The 23,583-nt window shown below is 40.8% G+C and carries 16 protein-coding genes; 9 read left to right on the forward strand and 7 right to left on the reverse strand.

Going from position 1 to position 23,583, the window contains the following annotated elements:
* Positions 1-38: 38 nt before the first annotated feature.
* Together PQO03_RS01040 and PQO03_RS01045 are read left to right on the forward strand one after the other, a co-directional pair.
* Positions 39-2,900: a hypothetical protein gene (locus PQO03_RS01040; protein ID WP_274150616.1), complete on the forward strand. Its 2,862-nt coding sequence runs from the start codon at positions 39-41 to the stop codon at positions 2,898-2,900.
* A gap of 176 nt (positions 2,901-3,076) precedes the next feature.
* A complete protein-coding gene (locus PQO03_RS01045) occupies positions 3,077-4,366 on the forward strand; it encodes a hypothetical protein (RefSeq protein ID WP_274150617.1) in 1,290 nt (429 codons plus the stop codon).
* Between the two features lie 104 nt (positions 4,367-4,470).
* On the opposite strand, the gene PQO03_RS01050 is transcribed toward PQO03_RS01045, so the two are convergent.
* Positions 4,471-4,602 carry a hypothetical protein gene (locus tag PQO03_RS01050; protein WP_274150618.1) on the reverse strand — a complete coding sequence of 44 codons (132 nt, stop codon included), beginning with the start codon at positions 4,600-4,602 and terminating at the stop codon, positions 4,471-4,473.
* 606 nt (positions 4,603-5,208) lie between these two features.
* Here PQO03_RS01050 and PQO03_RS01055 point away from each other — a divergent pair.
* The 3 genes from PQO03_RS01055 to PQO03_RS01065 all read left to right on the forward strand — a co-directional run bounded on the left by PQO03_RS01055 (position 5,209) and on the right by PQO03_RS01065 (position 6,648).
* Positions 5,209-5,394: a hypothetical protein gene (locus tag PQO03_RS01055; protein ID WP_274150619.1), complete on the forward strand. Its 186-nt coding sequence runs from the start codon at positions 5,209-5,211 to the stop codon at positions 5,392-5,394.
* A gap of 394 nt (positions 5,395-5,788) precedes the next feature.
* Positions 5,789-6,379 (forward strand): transposase, encoded by a 591-nt coding sequence (locus PQO03_RS01060; RefSeq protein ID WP_274150620.1) that lies wholly within the window; start codon positions 5,789-5,791, stop codon positions 6,377-6,379.
* A gap of 35 nt (positions 6,380-6,414) precedes the next feature.
* Positions 6,415-6,648, forward strand: a complete 234-nt coding sequence (locus PQO03_RS01065) for a hypothetical protein (RefSeq protein ID WP_274150621.1) — start codon at positions 6,415-6,417, stop codon at positions 6,646-6,648.
* Between the two features lie 158 nt (positions 6,649-6,806).
* Here the strand turns inward: PQO03_RS01065 and PQO03_RS01070 are convergent, their stop codons facing one another.
* Genes PQO03_RS01070 through PQO03_RS01080 form a run of 3 tightly spaced genes read right to left on the reverse strand, consistent with a single transcriptional unit; the run spans position 6,807 to position 12,405 of the window.
* Complete coding sequence (locus PQO03_RS01070) at positions 6,807-8,558, reverse strand: sialate O-acetylesterase (protein WP_274150622.1); 1,752 nt, start codon at positions 8,556-8,558, stop codon at positions 6,807-6,809.
* A gap of 15 nt (positions 8,559-8,573) precedes the next feature.
* Positions 8,574-11,663: an alpha-N-acetylglucosaminidase gene (locus tag PQO03_RS01075; protein WP_274150623.1), complete on the reverse strand. Its 3,090-nt coding sequence runs from the start codon at positions 11,661-11,663 to the stop codon at positions 8,574-8,576.
* Positions 11,664-11,676: 13 nt separating this feature from the next.
* Positions 11,677-12,405 (reverse strand): type II secretion system protein, encoded by a 729-nt coding sequence (locus PQO03_RS01080; RefSeq protein ID WP_274150624.1) that lies wholly within the window; start codon positions 12,403-12,405, stop codon positions 11,677-11,679.
* 178 nt (positions 12,406-12,583) lie between these two features.
* On the opposite strand from PQO03_RS01080, the gene PQO03_RS01085 reads away from it, so the two are divergent.
* Positions 12,584-14,641: a serine/threonine protein kinase gene (locus tag PQO03_RS01085; protein WP_274150625.1), complete on the forward strand. Its 2,058-nt coding sequence runs from the start codon at positions 12,584-12,586 to the stop codon at positions 14,639-14,641.
* Here PQO03_RS01085 and PQO03_RS01090 read toward each other — a convergent pair.
* Together PQO03_RS01090 and PQO03_RS01095 are read right to left on the reverse strand one after the other, a co-directional pair.
* A complete protein-coding gene (locus tag PQO03_RS01090) occupies positions 14,638-15,225 on the reverse strand; it encodes an RNA polymerase sigma factor (protein ID WP_274150626.1) in 588 nt (195 codons plus the stop codon). The genes PQO03_RS01085 and PQO03_RS01090 overlap by 4 nt on opposite strands.
* 351 nt (positions 15,226-15,576) lie before the next feature.
* A complete protein-coding gene (locus tag PQO03_RS01095) occupies positions 15,577-16,689 on the reverse strand; it encodes an SGNH/GDSL hydrolase family protein (protein ID WP_274150627.1) in 1,113 nt (370 codons plus the stop codon).
* Between the two features lie 156 nt (positions 16,690-16,845).
* Between PQO03_RS01095 and PQO03_RS01100 the strand changes: the two genes are divergently transcribed.
* Positions 16,846-17,445 carry an RNA polymerase sigma factor gene (locus PQO03_RS01100; RefSeq protein ID WP_274150628.1) on the forward strand — a complete coding sequence of 200 codons (600 nt, stop codon included), beginning with the start codon at positions 16,846-16,848 and terminating at the stop codon, positions 17,443-17,445.
* A gap of 293 nt (positions 17,446-17,738) precedes the next feature.
* On the opposite strand, the gene PQO03_RS01105 is transcribed toward PQO03_RS01100, so the two are convergent.
* On the reverse strand, positions 17,739-19,823 hold the full coding sequence (locus tag PQO03_RS01105; protein WP_274150629.1) for a serine/threonine-protein kinase: 2,085 nt from the start codon (positions 19,821-19,823) through the stop codon (positions 17,739-17,741).
* Positions 19,824-19,978: 155 nt separating this feature from the next.
* On the opposite strand from PQO03_RS01105, the gene PQO03_RS01110 reads away from it, so the two are divergent.
* Positions 19,979-20,758 carry a type II secretion system protein gene (locus PQO03_RS01110; protein WP_274150630.1) on the forward strand — a complete coding sequence of 260 codons (780 nt, stop codon included), beginning with the start codon at positions 19,979-19,981 and terminating at the stop codon, positions 20,756-20,758.
* Between the two features lie 112 nt (positions 20,759-20,870).
* Positions 20,871-23,531: a right-handed parallel beta-helix repeat-containing protein gene (locus PQO03_RS01115; protein WP_274150631.1), complete on the forward strand. Its 2,661-nt coding sequence runs from the start codon at positions 20,871-20,873 to the stop codon at positions 23,529-23,531.
* The last annotated feature ends 52 nt before the right edge of the window (positions 23,532-23,583 follow it).

The raw sequence follows: 23,583 nt of genomic DNA on the forward strand, positions 1-23,583 counted from the left end.
ATACTGGGGCTTACATATTTATAAATAGGGAGATAGGTTTGAAAAAAATAATTTTATTGCTCGTACTAAGTTTAGTATTCAGCTCTTGTGGTGAGAAAGACAATGTTACAAAAGAAAAACAGGGAAGTACGGCAGAAACAGTAGTACAAATCCCTGAAATTGATAAAAGTGGTCCTTTCTTAGCGGCAAAACTCTCAATCACCCAGGCGATTGAAACGATGACAAGGGAGAACCCAAAGGCCGAGTCGGATGAATCATTTAAAATGGCAAAGTCTGCCATTGAAAACTTCCAAGCAAGTGAAGTTACTTTATTTCTTTCAAGTGGGGAAGCTTTACCCCAAGCCTCGCTACTCATAAAGGCCAATAAGGAAAAGCTACAAAATCTTGATCAGCACCCACTGCTAAGAGCGGTGCTTATCAAAACGGAAGAAAATCTCTACAGCTTCAAAGAAGAACTCATCCCTAAAGAGGCAAAAGACTCCTTGGGTCCTTACCAATTAAAAATTGAAAACGACTACGCTTTACTCATTCCAAAGGGAAGTCAACTTACTCTAAGCGCACTACAAGGCAGCTCAGCTTACATGAAAGCGGATGTTCTTTTTCAGAAAAATAACAGCATTTCTCTGACTTGTATCATTCCTGATGAACTCAACTTTAATCTATCGGATATCATTCTAAAAAATGAAGCCATCGGCGGAAATCGTATGGCAGAGCAAATCTGTAAAGTATTTGATGGACTCCTAGATCAGTTTAAAGACTCAGTTGAAAAAATTGATTACTTCACCCTTGCCGTCAATATGGCTCCTGAAAATATTCAGCTTGAGTTAGAACAGCAATTTCGCGATAATTCAGTGGGTTTGAATACACACGCGGCCCTCACTGGTGATTCTCAAGAAATGGACTTCGATTTTGTCTCTGATATCAAGGGCGTCCTAGCAACGGATAAATTACAAAAAGATTTTAGCTACAAAACGGGCCTACTCAAGGGCTCCTTCTCCTGGAAAAAAGAAGACTCTCAATCCGTGCTCAGAAATCTCGGAGGGCTCATTATGGGCAGTGTTTTTAATGTTCCAGATCCTGTCGCTAGTATTGGTGAGATTGAAGTCGCTTATGAGACAGATACTCCGGAGATCAGCGACATAGCACAAATCAAAAAAGACCTCCCGAAATTGCTCCAGAATGCGGCCTTTCCCGATAAATTTCACGGCTCTTCAGAGCAGCTCACAGTTCACTTTGAAGAGATCCCAGGCTTTGGCTTTCGCGGCAATAGCTTAAAATACGAACTTTTAGAGCTCACTGATAAGTCTGGGACTGTTATCCCTCTTAAAGCTAAAGAGAAAAATTCCTCTGATACCTTCCAGTCATTTATCTGGATCAAATTTGCTGAAACACTCAAAGAATTCGAAGCAGGGAAACTTAAAATAAAACTCATTAGTGAAGTCGCCCCAGTGATTGAAAAGTTTGAATTTAAAAAGGGTGAAAATGACAAAGTAATCAAAAGTAAAAATGCTGCGGTAAAACTCGCTTATATCGATAGGGACGCGGTCAAAATATTAGTTAAGGGCCCTGATAAAGTCAAAGTTGTTGCCTATGATAAAGCGGGGAAGGTACTCAAGAAGAAATCGGTTAACGGCTTCTCTCAAAATACAAAAGCGAAATACATGGGTGAGGTAGAGCGCATAAAAATTCTTGTGTTTGGTGAAAAACAAAATATTGAAGTCGTCACCATGCTAGATCTAAGCCCTATTGAGCTCGCCAAAGAACCAAGTGATGTGAAGCGAACACGTAAAGGTTATAAGGGTACTTTTTATGATGACTTTTCATTAAGCGAGCTGAAAAAATTAAAGGTAATTAAAGAAGAAGATCCCAGACGTGGAACACGACTTTTTATTGACCTCAATAAGAAATCACCTAGTTTAAATGCCGAGTGGAACCTCTTTGCCATGAAAGATAATAAAGTGGAAAATCTAACAACTTCATCAAATGCTTATAATGGTGAAATGAGCTGGTCTATGCGTAAATACAAAGATCATAATCCTTTCACTGGCGCGATCACGTTCAAAGTAAAAACGGGTGTTGACCTGTTTGAGTTAACAGCTCCCAAAGGCGGGACAAGCACCTCCATACGTACTAAAGCTGGCATAGAAATGAAAGTGAAGTTTGACAAAAATCACGTCATTATTACGGCTCCCAATATGCGCCGGGACAATTTTACGGCCTATGACCTAAACGGCACAATACTTAAATTCGATACCCAAAGAAGTGAAAATAAAAAGAATGTCTCGACCACGACTTATGTTTATTGGGGAACTGTTGCTAAGATTAAATTTCAAACCTCGACTGAGGAAGTCGAGCATACTTTATTCTTTGACTTAGCATCAGATGTGGATCCGAAAATCATCAAGAAAACAAAAGAGGGCTTAGCTCTTCATACAAAATTACTGGATACCTTGAAAATCATCAGAAGTGCCCGTAATGCTCACCCCGTTTCCTATGGGGATAATCTGTCCTTCTTACATTATTCGAATCAATCGATCTCAAAAGCAATTGCCGACTCTGACCCCTTAGGCGCGGTTTCCTATGGCTATACGCTCACGCCATTTAACGGCTATAAGTTCACCCTTGCCGAAGGAAAAATAAACTATAGTAAGAAAAAAGAGGCTTTTGCTAACAAGTATCCCCGCAAAAAGAAACTCACCATAAATGGTAAAGAAATTGAAGTGAATGCTTATTCAGGCTCATATAGTTTACCCTATATTGTTGCCTACCCAGTCGATAAAACTCAAGCGACTTATTTCATGACTGGCAATGAGATTTTTTGGAAAGTTACTTCTGAAGACCTCAGTTACTTTCCACAAAATGGTCGTGATGATGGTTGGAATCGCCTTTACATAAAGTAAGCGAGATAGGCGTGCCTGAGATGATTCACTTGTCTGAGGCGCGTTGAAGTCATCATCAATGATGATGGGATTTTGACTGTTTTTCAGTATCTATTTATACCCTGAGGTATGCTGTTTTTGTAGATCCCTTTATGAAGGCCTTATCCTTAGTTGACAAAATTCACTAGGAATGAAAAATGAATTATTTATACCTTTTTTTATTTATATTATCACTTGATATTTTTGCTAAAGAAGATAGCTACAGCTTATTTATTAAAGCCTGTGAATCTACGAAAATTCTTTCAGAATCTTGGGAAGATGATTTTAGGGATAGACTAAATGATTGTATTAAGAATCAGACCGAAGCTAGTGTAGAAATATCAAATCAACTGCTAAAAGCAAAGCCGATTTTAGATATGATTCGCCAAGCTCGAACAAAAAAAGAATGGAATTCACCTGACCCTAGAAAAGGGGATTTAAATTCTGCCTATCCAGAAATTCAGTATTGGAGATATTTAGGTGAATTAGCGACAGCGAGTATACAAGAAAAAATCAGACATAATAAATATGATGAAGCAATGGATATCTATATAGATTTTAAGACTGTAGGGACTTTATATAGCAAAAACAACATTATAATTCCATACTTACTTAAATATGCGATAGAGAAAAAAATCTTATTGAATAGTGACATGTCATTTTTAGATAAATGCTCTTTATCATATTTTCCGGTATTAAAAGAACTCATCGATAAAACGACCATTGAGCAATTTTTAATGGGAGAAAAACACCATTGTATTAATACGATTAAAAATATGGCTTTCGTAGATTTAGCGGATACTCAGCAAGCTTTAATTAAAATTCTTATTGAAAATGAATATGATCAAAAATTGATAGCTAAGGTTGAAAAAGGAGATTTATTATCAATTAAGCAGTGGGAAAAAATTGCCATTAAAAACTATCTACAAAACTACGATTACCGTATGAAACTATATCAAACAACTGCACCCAATAAACTTCGGGCCCTTGGGGATAAATTAGAGAAAGAAGAAAAGAGTGCAAAACAAACAGATGAGTTAATTAAAACATGGCAAGATAAAATATCTAAGATCAATAAAAATGATGTTACGCAGCTCCAAGAACTACAAAAAAATGTTGGAGAGGAAATTAGTCTTATTTTAAATAGTATGCTCTTACCTGATCTAGGAGGTGCGATCATAAAATTAAAGGAATATCACTCCTATGAGCGCTTAGTTTTAATACGGATGGCTCAAAGAGTTTATTTCAATAAAACACAAACAGCAGCTAAAACCTTACAAGACCTCATTGATCAACAAATTTTAGAAAAAGAAATGATCATTGATCCTTTATCGCAAAAAGAATTTTTGCTTAATGAGCAAAACCAAGCTTATGGCGTGGGGCCAGATTTTGATGATGATTTAGGAGTCCCATATGATAGGCATAAAAAAAGTGGCGATATCATTTAGCGCCTTAGAGATTAAATACCTTAAGGGAAATCACCCTTAAATTAAGAGGTAGAAAGCAATTGAATTTCTAATCTGTCTGAGCTACGCTGAAAATAGGCAGGCGATTAAATTTGTTCTTGAAAAATTCCCTGAGCGGAGACTTCGGCATCAATTTGTTTCAGTAGAGGATCAATGAAATCATTGTATTCGGCAATGGTTTTTTTCATTTCGTCAGATCTGCCACCATACTTTTTCATAGTTGTAATACGTGCATCCCATAGTTGACGTTGGGGATGTTGTCTGAGACGGGGGTGTTGTCTGAGAGTAACCATAAAGCAGGAGGGATGATATTGTCTGAGACGCGGGATGATATTGTCTGAGGGATGATATTGTCTGAGGGATGATATTGTCTGAGACGCGGGGAGGGATGATATTGTCTGAGAGGATGATATTGTCTGAGACGCGGGGATGATATTTTTATTTGTTTTGTTATAAACAGTTTATGAATAAGGATGATATTGTCTGAGACGCGGGGATGATATTTTTATTTGTTTTGTTATAAACAGTTTATGAATAAAGAAGACTCAGTTTTATTGCTAATAAATTTGCACTAATAAAAGATGGCAGTCTTTGTCTGAGACGCGAGGATAATAATTTCATTGGCAGTCTTTGTCTGAGACGCGAGGATAATAGTCTTTGTCTGAGACGCGAGGATAATAATTTCATTTGTTTTGTTATAAGCAGTTTATGAATAAAGAAGAATTGATTTTATTACTAATAAATTTGCACTAATAAATTTGCACTAATAAATTTGCACTAATAAAAGATAGCGTATTTATTGTCTCTAATGAAAGGAGATAATTATGAAACGCAGTTTTGATTTAGAAAGTGATGTGGTTTTTTATCATGTTATCATAAAAGTGCCCGATAATACTTATGGAAATAAAGCCTATGCCTTTGATCGAGCTCATAAAACTAAGTTAAGAGAGATCTTTTTCTGCTTAGAGAGCCTCTATGAAGCGCCTTTCTCCCTTAGCTTTGAGGGATGATATTGTCTGAGACGCGGGGATGATATTTTTATTTGTTTTGTTATAAACAGTTTATGAATAAAGAAGACTCAGTTTTATTGCTAATAAATTTGCACTAATAAAAGATGGCAGTCTTTGTCTGAGACGCGAGGATAATAATTTCATTGGCAGTCTTTGTCTGAGACGCGAGGATAATAGTCTTTGTCTGAGACGCGAGGATAGTCTTTGTCTGAGACGCGAGGATAGTCTTTGTCTGAGACGCGAGGATAATAGTCTTTGTCTGAGACGCGAGGATAATAATTTCATTTGTTTTGTTATAAGCAGTTTATGAATAAAGAAGAATTGATTTTATTACTAATAAATTTGCACTAATAAAAGATAGCGTATTTATTGTCTCTAATGAAAGGAGATAATTATGAAACGCAGTTTTGATTTAGAAAGTGATGTGGTTTTTTATCATGTCATCATAAAAGTGCCCGATAATACTTATGGAAATAAAGCCTATGCCTTTGATCGAGCTCATAAAACTAAGTTAAGAGAGATCTTTTTCTGCTTAGAGAGCCTCTATGAAGTGCAATGCGTAAACTATTGCATCATGAGTACTCATGCACATTTTGTAATACGTCGTGATCGAGAATCGAAATTGACTTTGAAGCAGGTGGCGTATCGTTATAAGAAATATAAATCACTAGGGTATGTTCCAGATGCTAGACTTGGTGAAGTACACAAATTTGCCAAGCGTTTAAATGACATGAGTGACTTCATGGCGAACGTGCAAAAGCGTTTTACTTTTTGGTATAATCAACAATTTGAAAAGAATAGAAGAGGGCAACTTTTTAACCATTGTTACAAGGCAATTCAGCTCAAAAATACGAAAGCCTTGATCCGTTGTCTGCAATATGTGGAACTCAACCCACTACGCGCACAGATGGTAAGTGACTCAGCTGATTATGAGTTTAGTTTATGGGGGATATTTGTAGGCTTAGTGAGCGAAAAAAGGCTCTAAAGAGTGGGATTATTAAGGCTCTCAAGGACTTTGGGATGGAAGAACAGAGTGATGCGAAATTATTTAAAATTTATGCGAGTGATCTTATTCGGATTCATCAATTTATAAAGAATGGTTCAGAAATCCTTGATAAAGAACTCATAGAGTTATTACTCAAGCGGCAGGCCTTTTGGTCAAGTGCACGAACGATAAGTATTTTTAAAAATGAAGTTATTGTGGAGAAAAAAAATAACTCAATTATTTGTGTGAGTTCTGAATTTCCTGGATGAGTCCATTCAGGTCAAAGAAGTGCTTGTACCGTAACAATATCCGGGCGATTCTAGGATCTCCCGTTAAAATGGGATTGCTTACTGTTACAGAACAAAAGCAGATTCTGAGCCCTTTAATGAAAGGGCTTATCTGAGATCCGCTGAAAATAGGTAGACGATTAAAATTTTGTTTGAAAAATTCCCTGAGCGGAGACGTCGGCATCAATTTGTTTCAGTAGAGGGTCAATGAAATCATTGTATTCGGCAATGGATTTTTTCATTTCTTGCGAACTAGAGCCATACTTTTTCATGGAGGTAATACGTGCATCCCATAGTTGACGTCGCTTTGTTTCCATTTCTGGATTGAGGTGCTGATCATGAATTTTAATGAGCTGACGTTTTTGTGCCAAGGTCATTTTTATTTTGCGAAGAGTAGGTGAGAGAAAGAGGTTACGAGCGTAGACTTTGGCATCATCCGGATTGAATTTGATCTCAAAGGAATCAGTTCTAAAAGGTGAGCAGGGCAAGTCGACTGAGTTATAAAGATTGGCATAAGGGAAACCCTTGTAAGCGTAGCGAAGAGCAATGGGTTTTTTGACTTCAGAGCAAGTGACTTCTACCGAATCGCCCTTGATTTTAGCTGCTGCGGGGTAGAAAACTTGATCTGTCCCAGCGAGCTCAAAACCCTGAAGTTTATTTTGATTAAGCATGGTACCATCCAAATCGACTGTTTTCGCTTTGAGGCCTTTTGCGCTGTGCGCAAAACTGACGATGAATTTATTGCCTTTAATTTCATGACTCTTATAAAGCGGGCCACTGAATTCAATTTTTTCACCATAGGCGATTTTTTTTGCTGCGAGTAAAAGTCGTTCACTGACTTCAATTTTTTGAGGTGGGTGAATATCGTGTATCATGCCTAAATCTATCGCGACCGCCATACCCGTATTCTTGAGTTCAAGTGCGGCGCTTTGCGCATCTCGCAAAACGGGGTAGGTGATGCCGTGTTGATAAGGGTTGCGCTCGTAACTGGCGAGTTGAACAAAGAGGAAGGGCATGTCGGGATCTTTAAATTCATGACGCCAGCCTTCAATCATAGCTTTGAAAGTTTTTTCATATTGCTGAGCTTTTTGAAGATTGATGGCATCGCTTTCACCTTGGTACCAGATGACACCCTTGATAGGGAAACCATGGGCGTATGAGCCAATCATAGAGTTAAACATATTACGAGCTGGGCGCCTTTCTCCCTTAGCTTTGAGAGCATGAGGAGGCTCCCATAAGCTAATAAAGCTTCCACCCCTATTGGCGTCGATGAGGCCAATGGGGATCTGTAGGTGATGCTGAAGTTTTTTTGCAAAGACGAAGCCCACGGCAGAACTTCCCAGGATGAGTTCCTTGTTGTCGCTCGCGTTCATCCATTTTCCTTTATAGGCCTTATCTTCGGCAAAGGGGACATCATATTGATCGGGAAGCGTGGAGATTTTGTTCATTTTTGCTAGGCGAATTTTATCGTAAGAGGCAAAGTTATTAACGATGGAGGTGTACTCTTTGTGGGGCTTACGGCCCCAATTGACGTAGGAACGTACATCGTAGTCCATATTAGATTGTCCACCGCAGAGCCAGATATCACCGACAAGGATATTTTCGAGTTCAATTTTGTTATTTCCCTGGATAGACATTTTGTGAGGGCCACCCGCTTTAAGGGGGTCGAGCTTGAGGCTCCATTTGCCAGAAGAAGCCTTAGTCTCATGCTTTTGACCAGCAATTTCTACACTTATCTTTTCACTATTATCGGCAGTGCCCCAAACAGTGACGGCTTTATCCCTTTGGAGCATCATGTCACTGGAGAATATTTTGGAAACCGTGACTTCTGCACTTAGAGATAAGGCCGATGAGCAGCAAGTGATCATAGCGAGTGTTTTTAATAATTTCATTATTTTGAATCCTTATTAAATATTAATTTTGTTATCAATTTTGATGAGGCGTAGAGTTCCTTGAGTATTGTTTCCACCCTCGGGTTGGATGAGGACTCTGAGGATGGTTTTTTCCTTTGGTGTCTCATTGATTTTTAAGGTGTAGGTATTGTCAATATGTTTATTCCCCGTTTCACCTTTGTGTTTATCTAGGGCTAACTCTTGATCGGCACTCATAATACGAGCTTCATCCATGGTTAATTTATGGCGTCCTTTTTCGAATTTAAAGCTAAGCAGATAAGTTCCTGGTTCTTTGATAATGCGACTGACATCAAAAGCGAGTTCCGTTTGGATACGAGCATTGAGTTTGCCCACTTCCCATTTACCCACAATGCTGGGGTCTTCATTATCAATTGGGTAGCTAATCGCTTCAATAGTTTTTTCCGGCTGAGAAGCTGCATGACCCAATGATTTGAGTCGAACGTCAACTTTTGGGATAATGTGGCTCATTTTATCGAAGCTCAGTCGTAGCGTATAGGGCGAGCCGAAGGCGTATTCCTCGAGTTCGAATTCTACAATCTCTGAAAACTCAGGCTTGCGCATGCCACCTCTACGACGCTTATCAGTCCAAATGGGGCTATCATTGAGCAGCACTTCAATTTTGTTAATGATGACTCCGCCCCGTTGAGAATTGAATTGGAAGCGATAGCGTCCTTCACCACTGAGTTCATTGGTGAGGTCGATGGTATCAATACCTTGATTTTTGGCATAATCTACAAAGCCAATTTTTTTGCCATTGGACTTATCTTCGTGTTTAATTTTAAAAGCTTGAACCTTTGCTTGATGAGGAGCGGAGTAAACTCGCTTTGTATCGACAAGGTATTTCTTATAGAGTTCCTGAGCAATGGCAATGGTATCGCCCTGCGGGGCCGCAAGAACTTGTTTGTCAGAATTAATCCAGTTGGTCTCCCATTGGGTGATTTTTTCAAGTATGGGGGTGGCATTGAGCGGTTGACGTCCTTTCATGCCAGGCAAGGTATCGTTATACTTTATTTCATCTTCAAGGGTCTGAGCAAGGTAGTTATGGAAAACTTCCCAGCGACCATGGTAGTAGGAGCCGATTAGACCGCTCCATTCGCGCCAGGCGTAATCAAAAATAGCGGGGGTATTTTCTGGACCCCAATGAGTCAGTAGCATGCTGGCATTTTTTTCATAAAGTTTGCGCTCTGCGTCATTAGTGGCCCAGCTGCGAGCATCGCGAATCCATTTGTGGAAGCTGTATTCATCACGAGTGGCGAGCAAACGATCCACATCTAGTAGAAGGTTTAAAAAGCGGTCCGAAGCCTGTTGAAAAGCAGCTTTATCTTTGGCGTCATAGGCCATGCGCACTTCATTGTGCAATTCTTGTCCAAGATTGGTGAGAACTTGGCGGCAGAGGTCCATCACATCAAAGCGATAGCCAGATGAATTTTCAAATTTGTCACTATCTGCGAGCAGAGCTTCCAAGGCGGGGATGAGGTCTTCTGCTTTGTAGCGCATGCCAAAGCCAGCATTCGGACCTGATTTTCGGCAATCGAGGGCAGGGCGTGCTGCAATAATAGAGCTTGACTCAACACCAGAAGTAGCGCGTGAATAAACGGTTTTGAGCAGGATATCCCAAGCTTTTTCTGCGTTTGCGCTTTTCGCACCATAACGTCTCTCGGCGTAATCCTTGAGCCATTGATTGACATCGACTTCTCCGTCGCGCCAAATCATGTCGAGTTGATTATTAAAGAAAACGGGATTGTGGACGATGCCCTCCATAAAGAGTCCCATGCCAATGACGTTGGGGGCTTTCTTTTTGGCATTGACCATGCGGTTGCGGGAATTGTCGGCTAAATCACCATGCATATTGATGCGACCCCCAAAATTATGTAGAGCACCGACTAGGATTTCATGACCCCAGAAGTTTTTCTTACCGCTGTGGCGGCCACCCACTAAGTCAAGCATGATGAGCTCGCCTTTGGGGACGGCAGTTGCGACGCCTTCGTGAGGAGTCCAGCCCTGCATGACCCATTTAGCTTCGGGATCAACAGCTTTCATGACGCCGAGGATTTTATGGGCAACTGAAGAGAGGTATTCTTTATCTTTTCTAGGAGGAGAGCTCTCGTGAAAAGGATCGGCGGCGTAGTGCTGACCGGCACCAAAGAGGCGAATATTTTCTTTTAAGAATGCCTTGCCAAATTCTTCAAAGAGTGGATCCATGGGATCAAGCTCTGCCGTGCCTTCAAATCCGCACCAGCCATGTTTTTCAAGGATGGAACTCTTGGGAAACTTCTCTTTCATCAAACGGGGGATATAGCCAGAAAAGCTTTGTTGAATAGGCATCATGCCCAAGTCGTATTGTTGACGAAGCATTTTTTGGCCTAGCTCGATATGACCTTTGATCCAACTTTTTGGAAGGGGTCCGCCAAAGCTTTCAATATTGGTCATCCATTGCCAAGCCTGATGACCAGGAGCTACCAAAAAATCGCGGGCTTCTTGATCGGTGAAATTAAATTTTAATAAGGTATTATACCAAACGGCGTCAAGACCAACAGCAGCGAGTGGCATATTGATTCCCTTGAGTGCCATGAAGTCGACTTCTTGCTGCCAACGCTTCCAATCCCACCAGGGGGCCGAGTAAGAAAAGGTACAGTAATTCATGTAAGCGCGATATTTTGAGGGTGTACGAACGCGAATTTTTGTCTCTACTTTTGGGAGTTCACTAGGAATATTGAGTTGATCTCCGCACCAGGAAACATCACATTTTAAAAAGTCCATGAGGTAGCGGTTGAAGGCGGAACAAATAGCAACACCGGTACTTCCGCGCAGAGCAATTTTTTCGCCTAGCTGTTCAATTTCGTAAACGTCGCGATCATTTTCTTGAGGGATAATTTCAAGAATGAAATTTTGACTGATTCCTGGGACGGTTCTTTCTAGAACTCCACGTGCGGCCTCAATTTGTACTTGAGCGGTGATTTCGCCTTTGGTAAAAGTGGAGCCGTGGCTTGCTTGATTTATCGTGATAGGCTGAGTTTTCTGTTCTGTGCCAGGAAGAACAGAAAAAGACAAAGCGGTAGCTAGAGCTATGTGAGTGAATTTCATATTGAACCTAAAGTTAGGGGCGCCAGTGATCGCCTGAGGCGGCGCTGTTAACATCGATAAGTCGTACTGATCCGTCGACAAATGCGTAGTTATAGTGAGAATTTTTGTGGTAAGTGAGCTTGGGCAGTGCATTGGCCATTAGTTGATAACGAGCAGAGTCGAGATAGCCGGCATGACTAACTTTTGCTAAGATATTAGTACTGTGTTGTTGTTCAATAAACTGAAATATTTCTGAGGGTCTCTCAATACTTGTAATATTTAAATTGGGATAGAAAGTCTTTATTTCACCTGCATGTATAAACCTTACCCCAGAAGTTCTCATACTTTTCGCGTAGGTCCTGCGCAAAGTTCCGGCAATACTGCTTTTCCATTTAGTATCATTGGGACAGAGAATGATTTTTTCCATGGCATTATAGACAGCAGGATGACTTGCTTCAGTAATATTGATATTTACAGGTTTGTGTACAGCATCACTTATGGGGGCATTCATATAATTTTGGGCTAAATACATATCCCACACGCCTGTTCCGCTATCATCTCTGACAGAGACGAACTCACCATTATTATCAGAGGTGTACATGTGTTCAGCAATAATAATTTGACGCATTTGATTATTGCACACAGCAGTGAGAGACGTTTTTCTGGCTTTACTTAAAGTGGGGAGTAGCAGGCTTGCTAATATTCCGATAATGGCAATTGCCACGAGTAGTTCAATAAGTGTAAATTTTCTATTATTACTCATATGTTGATCCTTGTTTTATATCCTTGTTATGGATAAACAGAGTTTTTCGCTAATTTTTGATTCTCTTTGACTATTTTTTTGAAAAAAGATCAAAGTTTCTCATATGCTCTATTAATGACGCTATTATTATGTTAGAGTTAAGGCAAGTAATTTATCATAAAATATGAGTTATTAGCTAATGTTTACCCGAGATTTTTTAAAAGACGCTTTTCAGGAAGCGGTAGAAAGTCCAGATGCCTTCAGTAGCCTGCAGGAAAGTTTAAATGAGCGTTATACCGACGCAAAATTTCTTGGGGAAGGAGGACTGAAAAAAGTTTATCAAGTGATGGATAGAGCGACGGGGAGATTGGTGGCGATGGCCTTGCCAAAAGCTGAAAGCCGGGAAGCGCATGATTTGTTTATTCGGGAGGCTCGTTTGCAGTCTTTACTGGAGCACCCCAATATTATTTCTTTACACGATATGGGCTTAAAAGATAATAAGCCTTGGTTTACAATGAAATTAATTCATGGCCAAAGGCTGGATGAATATATCAAAAATTTCGATGCTAATATTCGAGAAAAAGAAAACCGGATATTAGATATTTTCACTAAGATTTGTGATGCATTGAGTTATGCCCATTCACAGAATGTACTGCATTTAGATTTAAAGCCTGAAAATATTTTTGTTGATGATTACGGTGAAGTTTTGGTCGGTGATTGGGGGCTGGGGCGATTGGAAGGCATGAAAGATCTGGAGAGTGATGGCCCCTTGCCAAGCGAACACCTCGGGCAGGGAAGCCTTTATGGTTATATGACTGGGACGCCGGGTTACATGGCCCCGGAGCAATGCCAGAAAGGAAGTAAGAAGAGTTTTTACTCGGATATTTATTCTCTTGGCGGGGTCTTACATTTTATACTTACGGGCCTGGCGGTGCACAAGGGAAGCACTGAAGAGAAAATCAGCATGTGTAAAAGAGGAAAGGTGGAGGTTATAAGTGAGCAGATTCCCCGTGGGCTGCTTCCTATTTTACTCAAATGCCTAGAATTTAATACAGGCGATCGTTATGACTCGGTGAACGGATTGAAAGGCGATATTGATGCCTACCGCTCAGGTTTTTTGACGAGTGCGGAGCAGGGGGCATTCGGCCGCCAACTACAATTGTTATTTAAGCGTAACCGTCGCGTTTGTTATTTAATATTTATATCCTTGCTTATGGTGCTCTTATTAAGTTCCGGATTTATGTATGAATTGAAAAAGAGTGAATCCTTGGCGCGGGCTAACGAGCTTAGGGCGCTGGAGCAAAGACAGCGTAGTGAGGAGAATTTAGCTAAGTATTTATCGACTGAAAAAAAGCGTCAGGCGGCGGTGATCAAACTTGCCGAGAGTTACGTTTCCTTAAGTGATAAAATATTTCAGTCCCGTCAGGGACGTTCGGGATATGATTCCGCCCGTGATAAAGAAGCGTATGAACTTATCAGTGGGGCATTATCTGTGGATGGAGGTAGCTCGCAGTCATGGGCTTTGAAAGGGCGCTTAGCTATTCGCCTTGATTATATTGCTGAGGCAAAAATAGCTTTCTCACAGGCCGGCTTAAGCTATCAAAGACATGTTGATTTATGTGAAAAAACATTACTTATTCCAAACGCTCTTGAGCGTAAGCTAGTCCTGCTGGAAGGGCTATTAAAGGTGCGTGAGCGGGCTTTGATGTATGATATGGTATTTAAGTTTATTTATTCAGATTTAGATAATGAAGACAAAGCTCAGTTAATTCATCGAGCTTTGAGTTTAATGAATAATAGTAAAATTAAATTTGTTTATGATCATAGCAAGAGAAGTCTAGATATATCGGAAAATCCGAAGTTAGTATTGATTTTTCCCATAAAAAATATGGACCTGGAAAAGATTAATATTAGTGAATCGTCCTTAGATCGTGATTTTCCTCATGTACTCATGCCAAATTTAAAATGTCTTATTGCGAATAGACATAAAGTGACTAAGAAGAATTTTCTTTTTATCGAGGGGCATACAAGTCTTCGGGATTTATCCGTAGCTTATTCCCAAACGAGTGATTTGAGTTATCTTTCCAGCCTTAAGCTTGAGGCCTTAGATATACGTGGAATCCCCTGTAAAGATTATTCTGTGCTCAAAAAATGTTCGGAACTTAAAGTCATTTATTGTTTAGAAGATCAGCAAGAAATGATTAGTAAGCAAGTGCCAAAGATGAAACTTGTTTTTGATAAAGGGATGGCTGATTAACCATCGAGTTCGGCATTGAGGCGGCGTATTTCGCGCATGTAAACGTCTTTTACTTTTTTTGCGTAGACATAAGCCGTATTGACTTCGAGGCCAAGCCGCTCGGCGGCTTCGCTTTGATGCTTGCCCTTTGAGACTAAAAGAAAGACTTCTTTCTGCTTGTCGGTAAAGAGTTTCTCTATATTCGTCCATGCCTTATCGGCAATAAAAACTTGCCATTCCTCTTCGGCGAGGGTATCAATTTCCGGCTGAGTGGATTTGTCGTAAAGCTCTACAGGGACTTCTGCTTTAATCTTGCGTTGGTACTTGGATTGGCAGAAATTCAGACAGTGATTTCTGCTTACGCGACTGAGCCAGGTTCGAAAGCGACAGCGTTCTACTTGATAGATGAAATCTGGTAGGGCCTTCCAAACTTTAACGAGGATATCCTGTTGTAGATCTTCAATATCTTCGTGGGCGATTTGGTAGTGTTTGAGAATTGAATAAATGAAAGGGCGGTATTCTTTAGAAAATCGAGCCCATGCTTCTTCGTCATTTTGACTTTGAAGTTTGAGTAAAAGAGTTTGGCTAGTTTCCTGTCCCGGCATTTAGTTCCTTGGAGTTTATTGACTTATGATAAGTTATAGAGGGTAAAAATCAAAGGAAATATAAAAAAACATAAATGCAGATCGATGTGTGGGGTCTTATCAATGTTGATCTGAATAAATCAAGTTCAATTATTGCTAATAAAGACCTGCATTTATGTTTTAAAAAATCATCTTTTACATACTATACATAAGTCGAGCAGTGCTTTTCTCAGTCTGCAGTCATTTTTATTAAAAATATAAAATGAATTCTATTGAGATTGTGGATAGGCTTTCGCCTGCAAAGAGTCGAGAGCCTTAGTTAATTCAAGAAGATTGACTTGGGAGTTATGTGTTGGTATAAGCTTAACCTAATCACTTTTTAAGTGATGAATAAAGCTTTTTCATTGGAGGTGGAAGCTCACCGAGTGTCTCTATTTTAGCGAGGGTCTCGTTTAATTTGGCAGTATTTTCCTGTACCTGATACATTTTTGCCATGTGTAGGAAAGCGATGATTTTATCACGGTCAGAAACCTTGGGGAGCAGCATGATGGCCTGATTGACTTCGTAGTTGTCGTCCCAGCGCTGAATCTTGAAACTCAATTCAGAGGCGTTTTTTAATGGACGAAATTTACCTGCACGCCCCGTGGCGAGCGAAGCGGAAAACTTGTAGGCCTTGAGGGCTTCATCATATTTCTTTTCATCTCGAAATGCATCGCCGGCTTTTAGTGCTTCACTAGCGGTATTGTAGGGCGGTAAAGTAATCTCTAAGCCTAACTTTGAAGCAATGGCGGAGGCGACCTGCTTGCCTATAACAGCCGAGCCCAATTCCGTGAAATGGACATTTTTCGGACTCTGGAGTTCTTTGAGACGATCGACGGTAAGAGCATATAGATCGTTGATGGGTATGGAGTTTTGAGTCATCACTTCTTGCGCGGCGGTATTATATTTGTTGGCATCCTCGGGAAGGCGCACCGGGCTCACTCCAGAGGGATAAGCCGTAGTGCTGGCAAAAATGAGTTGTGCACCGCTTTGTTTCATGATGTCAATGCAATCCTGTAAGTCCTGCTTATATTGTTCAATGGAAACTCGTGGTGGAATATCTGCGCGGCTGACGCTTTTACCATTCTCGCGGCCGATACGTTTGAGGTCGTGAAGTCCCCAGTTAAAGTGAATGATATCCCATTTTGTTTTGCCGAGCCATTGTTTCAGACTGCGCTTACCGCCAGCGGCATCACCACCATTTTGTGGTCCACCATCCGCAGTCATGGGACGGTAGAGGTTTGCTTTGCCTTTGAGGTACTGACGAACCTGAAGAGTGTAGCCTATAGAGATTGAATCACCGACGAGAAGGACATTCGGTAAACCTTCGACTGGAGAACATGCCCAGCTATAAGAGCTAGCTTTTTCTTCGAATGAACCTTGTTCGACGGCGATTAAAGCATAAGAGCATAGCGTCAATAATAAAAGTAAATACTTTTGTTTCATATTTATTCCTGTAATGGTTTTAACTTAAGTAAACCTTGCTAAGTAAGTCTTTTCTCAGTTAGAACTAAATATTTTGATGCTTTTAAGCAACTTTTAGTTAGGTGAAGGCATTTTTCCTTGTATAATTCATATATCAAAGCCAAAGGATCATATGTGATGGATGATATATATAAAACGCGAAAAACACTGCTATTCAAGATCAAGGATCAGTATAATGATGATGCTTGGGCCGAGTTTTCGGAAGTGTATAAGCATTATATCTACGCCATAATTCGGGGCATGAAGATCACAGCGGCTGACGCTGATGATATAGTACAGAAAATCATGATGCGACTTTGGAAAAAACTCCCCGAGATGAGCTATGATGAGCAGAAGAGTTTTCGAGCTTTTTTAGCCGTGGTGACTAAAAATGAGGTCTTGCGCTTTATTGAGCACCGCAAGCGTCAGATGAAGCGCGATCAAAATGCTTACGATACAGATGATGGCGATTACTTAAGCACCATTCGCTTGCCGGAAATTGAGCAGATCGCCCAAAAAGAATGGGAGATTTATTTAACCAATCGCGCTTTTGAGAACTTGGCAAAAGATTATGATACAAAAGCTATAGAAGGCTTTAAAATGTGCCTCAAGGGAATCGGTGTGGGCGAAGTAGCGCGGCTCATAGGAGTTGAAGAAAAAATGGTTTATAATTTACGCTTCCGAATGAAGGAGCGCTTTTCCAAGGAAATAGCGAAACTGAGGCAGGATTTGGAGTAGGGGATTAAGGAGGTATTTAACACAGATTCACAAGGGATATTAGCCCGCGGGGGTCTTGATGGGTGGGGATTTAAGCACATGCCGAAGGTATGTAGTATGGTAGCCACCGGATTTATCCGGTGGGTATTGTTAAAAAAATGATATTCATGCCGAAGGTATGAAGGAAACGCTCTGCAGCGTACCTTCGGCACGCACGATGCTGTTATTCAAATACCACGGACTTACGTCCATGGCTACATTCCTAAGCTCTTCGAGCTCAAATATCTCTTAAGTACTCTACGATTAGCAATGGCTTATTCACTTACTCGGATGAATTTCACTTTGGGATAAGTCTTTAGCAGTTCTTGATCCGAGAGCTCGAGATTGTGATAGATTTTTTTAATTCTTCCCGTGGCAATGATTCTTAAATTACTAATTTTTTTGATTCCCCGAATGTGAAGTTCATCCAAGTTATAACCGATAAGTTCACTGCCATCATTAAAGCGCGTGTGACTTAAATCGAGTTGATTAATATGGAGCGTCAAGAGTAAATTTCTTCGTCTTCGATTAACGGCGATGGGCATGCTTAAATGTCGATACTCATGATGACTCAAGTCGAGATGGTAAAGATCATTTTTGAATTTTTTGAGTTTAATATGACGATCAGTTTGCGGTGCTAGCAAATTGATGCGATTGAGAAGTGCCTCGGCGATTTTTACATTTTCTTCAGGCTTTCTATGAGAGTTCATGGTGTGATAGTAATAAGTGTAATATAGCATTGATTGTATGTGATTTGGGAAACGTAAAGTCAGACTTTCGAGTTGCTCTGAAGACAGTTTTTTATTGTCTTGAATTAAAGCTACGTAGATATTTGAGAGGTCGTAAAGTGACTTGAGTTTACCGCTGTCTTGTATATTAATTTTATCGAGTGTTTTGATGCAGTCAGGATAATTTTGTAAGACAAAGTACAGTCCGGCCTTGTAGGCGAGAAGGATTTTCAATCTTTCTTGATTATGTTCCCGCTCAAGGTGCTTGTTGATAGCCTTGATCCTTTTGGTCGCATCGGTATAATTATCTAAATCATAAAGGTTAGAAATTGTCTCAAAAAAGTGGTCGGCCTGTAATGCGCTTAGCTTATTCTCCAGCTCATAGAGTTGGCGATTTTTACGGGTGGCAGCCTCTTGTTGTTTGAAGAGTTGCAGGTTTTCTTCGGCACGTTGTTTTTCGGTGATGGCCTGGAGGCGCTCAGTATTAATTTTCTCAAAAGCGAGGAAAAGAATGAATCCGATGAGTAAAGAGAAAAAAGAACTCAATAAAAGACTCTTGCTATGGCGTCGAGACCAAGACTTGAGGTAGATCAAGGGGTTGGCGTTTTGTGCTAGAGTGGGGAAGCCTTGACGGTAGAGTTCTAGGTCATCCTCCAAATGCTTGATAGATTGGTAGCGATTCTTGGGATCCAAAGCCATGGCTTTGAGGCAAATGGCCTCTAAGCTTCGTGGGATAGCATGGTTACAGCTGAGGCTGGGTTTAATGAAGTCGGCTTTGAGTGTTTTTTGAATGATTGCCTCATTTGAGCCAGAGAAGGCCATTTGATGACTGAGTAAATAATAAAGTAAAGAACCCATAGCATAGATATCACTTGCGGGACTGAGCTTATTTTTCTGATGGATTTTTTCGGGGCAGATAAAGCCAGGACTACCGCTAATGGCCCCGACCAAGGTGTGATCGTTCAAGAGCTGTGGATCGAGAGTTATTTTTGAGAGATCAATACCGCTACTTTCGGGTATCTTTACCCCGGTCTGGATTTGGGCAATGCCCCAATCACAGAGCAAAACTTCCCCGTGTTCCCCGACCTGAATGTTGGCTGGTTTGATGTCGAGGTGGAGGATGTTTTTTGAATGAGCATAGGAGAGTGCACTACAGACTTTTTGGAAGATATCAATGAGACGATTCAAGGGGAATTCCTCAAGCGTTTTAGCATCCTTTTTGGTCAATTTTTCAAGGATTTCTGCGAGGCTTTGGCCATTCATAAACTCCATGGTAAAAAAGGGGATGCCTTGAGCATCTAAATTCATTTCATGAACACTGAGTATATTGGGGTGCTGCAGGAAAGAAGTGATGCGGGCTTCTCGCAGAAATGATTCGAGCTCATTTTTTGTTTCGCAATGAATGGGGCGAGCGAGGGCGACGTAACGATCTCCTAATAAATCGCGAACGCGAAAAATCTTTTTTTCGCCGCCCTGAGTGATGAATTCTTCTTCGCTATAGTGTTGTTCACTTATTTGTAGCGAGTCCAAGATGGGAAAGCTGGATTCGGCCATTTCTTCAAGCTTATCAAATTGATAAAATTGTCGAAAATCACCGTCGCGTTGTTGATATGCTTCTTCTAAATCTGACATGGGCCCTCGTGTTCTGATACTTATTATACATGTCTGTGACTTATTTCTAACAAGGAAATCAGAAAAGAACATATCTAAAAATAAAAATACGATGGGGTGAGAAATTGGTTTAGTTCGCGGGTTAGTATTAAGTAAAGAAGCTATTGGAGTTAAGAATGAAACGAATCAATAAAGAGCGAAAAAGAAGCCTGAGCCGAAGTAGAGCGAGCAAATTTACGCTCATCGAATTATTAGTGGTGATTGCGATTATTGGGATTTTAGCGAGTCTTTTATTACCCGTTTTAGCGAAGTCTCGTAAAACGAGTCGGATCGCGGTTTGTTTAAGTAATCAGAAGCAAATTGGTTTTGCGGTTGCCATGTATGCTGGTGATAATGATTCACGTGTCCCGAAGTCCGGGGACACAAACGCTGGACAAAATATTACTTGGGATGACCGTTTGGGAGTTGGCTATGATGGTAGGGACTTGAGTCATAACGAGATAACGGGCGTTTTGCCTCCGAAGTCAGCTCTTTATATATGCCCTGTAGATGATGTCGTGCGTCGTAATACCAATCGGAAAATACGTTCTTACGCAATGAATCAGTCCAATGGTTCAGGAACAAATAGTGATAGTCGTTATTTGGGTATGGTGAGCAATTCCTATGGTAAAAAAATTACGGAAGTAAATAAAACAGCGACTACAGTTCTTATGTTTGATTACCCCGATACATTACATAATCTAGGCGCCATGAACCGCGGTATTAGAAGCTCTGAACACATGGCTGCGGCCGAGGGCAATGGCAGTGTGTTTTGGACCCATTACTATGGTAAAGCCAACTTTTTAATGGTCGATGGATCGGCAAAAGGCATGAGTTTAATGCAAACTTTTTTGGGTATTCGTAGTCCATTTGAGTCTAGTGATGAGTCCGACACCATGTGGGATAGCTTTCGCTAAAAAACTTTCTCTACTCTTAAGTATTATTTAATAAGAAGAGTTCTTGAGACATCTAAACTTTGTAGCCCGTTCTGTAAGTATGGGAACAATCCAATAAAATTAAGGTTTCACAATGAAATTAATTAAGTCATTAGTCGCTTCGACTCTTTTGGCCTGTGCTGCACATGCAGCAGATTTTTATATATCTCCCCAAGGTGGAGATAATAATAAGGGGACTTTAGAAAGTCCTTTTCAATCGCTTGAAAAAGCACGAGATGCAGTTCGTGAACTCAATAAAAAGGGGCAAGAAGAGAGTCATAATATCTTTTTGCGTGGGGGAACTTACCAACGTTCTGAGACATTTGTTTTAGGGCTGGAAGATAGTGCAGCACCAGGTTTCACTCATACTTATCAAGCGTATAAGAATGAGAGTCCTATCTTGAGCGCGGGTAAGCCAGTTAATGACTGGAAGAAGCTGAACGATTACCCCGCAGGAACTTTAGAAGTCGCTAAGGGTCATCTCTGGGTGGCAGATATACCTGTAGGTATTGAAGACTTCAAGGTTTTATTCGATGGTAATTTTCGACTTGAACGAGCTCGTAGTCGTGGTTTTCAGGGTCCTCAGCAAAATTTCAAAAAATTTGCGACACGCAACGTGGCCTTGAAAGAAGATAGACCCTTACTGCGCCGTCTTGAGTTTCCTGGAACAGAGATAAAAAACTGGGATAACTTAGGCGATGTAGAAGCTTTTTTCTGTGGTGTTCCTTGGACGCAGAATATCTCGTCAATCGAAAAAGTTGAAGGCCAAGTCGCTTGGTTGAAATATGAGGGCAATACGCCTCCGTCAACGACTCCCAAGCCTTATAATCCAACGCGCATTGAGAATATCATCGATGTATTAGATACTCCGGGTGAATGGTGTGTGAATACCAAGACTCGCAAGATCTATTACTGGCCTAAATCGGGTGCGCCGAGTCAAGAAATTGTAGCGCCTGCTTTGAAGGAAATCATTAAAATTGAGGGCAAGATCAATTATGAAGAAGCCACCGATGAACCAGTAAAAAATATTCACCTCAAGGGTTTAACTTTCACTCATGGCGATCGTTACTCCTGGTGGGATGATCACAAGGGCTGGGGAATTCAGCATGATTGGGATAAGTTTGATAATGCCAATGCCATGTTGCGTTTTCGCGGAGCTGAAGATTGCTCGGTGAGTGAATCGCGGTTCACAAATTCTGGTAACTCCGCCATTCGTTTGGATCTACACGCACAAAATATCACAGTTAAGAATAACTTGATTGATTATGTTGGTCACATGGGAATTTTACTCTGTGGTTACGGCCCGGGCACCAAGGATGTCAATAAAAACAATATCATTGAAAATAATTTGATTGATCACTGCGGAGAAGTCATTTGGCATGGTCACGCAATCTTTGTTTGGCAGAGTGGCTCTAACAAAATTCGTCATAATCATATTCGCAATGTACCACGCAAAGCGATTGGCCTCTGTGGAATACGAGGCGCAATTTTTGACGAGGGTCCTGAAGTTGATTGGGATGAAGCAAGCAAGACCATGCGCTGGAAGGAAATCAAAGAAAAAGAATTCAAAGGCAATAAGATTCAGGACATGACGCTGCCTTACCTTCATTCACGCAATAACCTAGTGGAGAATAATTACGTCTATCGTGCGAGAACCAAGATCGGTGATGGCGCTGCACTCAATGTATCAGGCGCGGGTACGGGCAATATAATTCGCCGTAATATGCTCTACATGTGTCTCGGCAATGGTCTGCGTTGCGATGACTGGCAGCGCGGCACAACTTATAGTGAGAATTTGGTGCTCAGTGGTGGCATGGTGCACAAGGGCAATAACGATGTGATCAACAATATGTTTATCAACACCAATATACGCTTTAGTCTTTATCCTGGTCAGCAACTCAATGCGGGGTCGGAAGTTAAAAATAACCTGTTTTATCATACACGTGAGAATATTGCTCCTTATACGGGACGTTCATCGAACACGATTAAGACTCCTGAGAGCTGTGATTTACAAAATAATAGCTACTTTGCGACTCAAGGACTCGATAAAATCGAGGCCCACGTGAAGCTCTGGAAGGTAAAAAATCAGGAGAAGGGTTCAGTTATTGCGGATCCGATCTTTGCTAAGCCCTTGGATTTCAATCGTGAAATCAAAGCCACTGATTTAAAACTGAGTGATGATTCGCCGGCCTATAAAGCCGGTTTCAAAGCCATTGATCTAGAGGCAATTGGCCTGCAGGATGGCTTTCCAGCTCATTGGTTAGAAGAAGTTTTTCCATCTAAACGTGGAGTCTTAGTTTCCAAGGGTTCTGAGATTAGCTATAGTTCAATTCGTTCAAAAGATATCGACCTTGAAAGAATTGTAAACAGTGATGAAGAGCCCTCAGTTCCAACGATTTTTGAGAGTAAGCCCGAAGCGAGCCCTTGGTTTCAGATCAAACTCAAAAAAGCTGAGATGATTAATGGCTTACACCTCATAGCCAATGCCAAGGATCGTCAAAATGCAATGCGTGGACTCACAGTTTGGACGAGTCTTGATGGAAAAAAATGGCAGGAAATTTGGCAAGCTGATCCCTATCATATTGCGATGGCGCGTGAATGGCATATTAATCCCAAGCTAATCCAAAAAGCACAATTTGTTAAGATTGGGCTTAAGGAACAGGCGTCTTTGCAAATGAGTGCGAAAGATGATCGTATAAAATCCATGCGTGCACCGGCATTATCACTGAAGCAAGTCAAAGTTTTTGCATTATAAATGAGGAAATGAGTGGTGGTTTTTGTCGAATAGGCCAATTCAGCTTTGTATT

Source organism: Lentisphaera profundi (assembly GCF_028728065.1).
GTDB lineage: Bacteria > Verrucomicrobiota > Lentisphaeria > Lentisphaerales > Lentisphaeraceae > Lentisphaera > Lentisphaera profundi.

Coding starts and splice junctions, on each gene's coding strand:
- PQO03_RS01045 (WP_274150617.1), top strand. CDS start 3,077: ATGAATTATTTATACCTTTTTTTATTTATATTATCACTTGATATTTTT.
- PQO03_RS01050 (WP_274150618.1), bottom strand. CDS start 4,602: ATGAAAAAGTATGGTGGCAGATCTGACGAAATGAAAAAAACCATTGCC.
- PQO03_RS01055 (WP_274150619.1), top strand. CDS start 5,209: ATGAAACGCAGTTTTGATTTAGAAAGTGATGTGGTTTTTTATCATGTT.
- PQO03_RS01060 (WP_274150620.1), top strand. CDS start 5,789: ATGAAACGCAGTTTTGATTTAGAAAGTGATGTGGTTTTTTATCATGTC.
- PQO03_RS01065 (WP_274150621.1), top strand. CDS start 6,415: ATGGAAGAACAGAGTGATGCGAAATTATTTAAAATTTATGCGAGTGAT.
- PQO03_RS01070 (WP_274150622.1), bottom strand. CDS start 8,558: ATGAAATTATTAAAAACACTCGCTATGATCACTTGCTGCTCATCGGCC.
- PQO03_RS01075 (WP_274150623.1), bottom strand. CDS start 11,663: ATGAAATTCACTCACATAGCTCTAGCTACCGCTTTGTCTTTTTCTGTT.
- PQO03_RS01080 (WP_274150624.1), bottom strand. CDS start 12,405: ATGAGTAATAATAGAAAATTTACACTTATTGAACTACTCGTGGCAATT.
- PQO03_RS01085 (WP_274150625.1), top strand. CDS start 12,584: ATGTTTACCCGAGATTTTTTAAAAGACGCTTTTCAGGAAGCGGTAGAA.
- PQO03_RS01090 (WP_274150626.1), bottom strand. CDS start 15,225: ATGCCGGGACAGGAAACTAGCCAAACTCTTTTACTCAAACTTCAAAGT.
- PQO03_RS01095 (WP_274150627.1), bottom strand. CDS start 16,689: ATGAAACAAAAGTATTTACTTTTATTATTGACGCTATGCTCTTATGCT.
- PQO03_RS01100 (WP_274150628.1), top strand. CDS start 16,846: ATGGATGATATATATAAAACGCGAAAAACACTGCTATTCAAGATCAAG.
- PQO03_RS01105 (WP_274150629.1), bottom strand. CDS start 19,823: ATGTCAGATTTAGAAGAAGCATATCAACAACGCGACGGTGATTTTCGA.
- PQO03_RS01110 (WP_274150630.1), top strand. CDS start 19,979: ATGAAACGAATCAATAAAGAGCGAAAAAGAAGCCTGAGCCGAAGTAGA.
- PQO03_RS01115 (WP_274150631.1), top strand. CDS start 20,871: ATGAAATTAATTAAGTCATTAGTCGCTTCGACTCTTTTGGCCTGTGCT.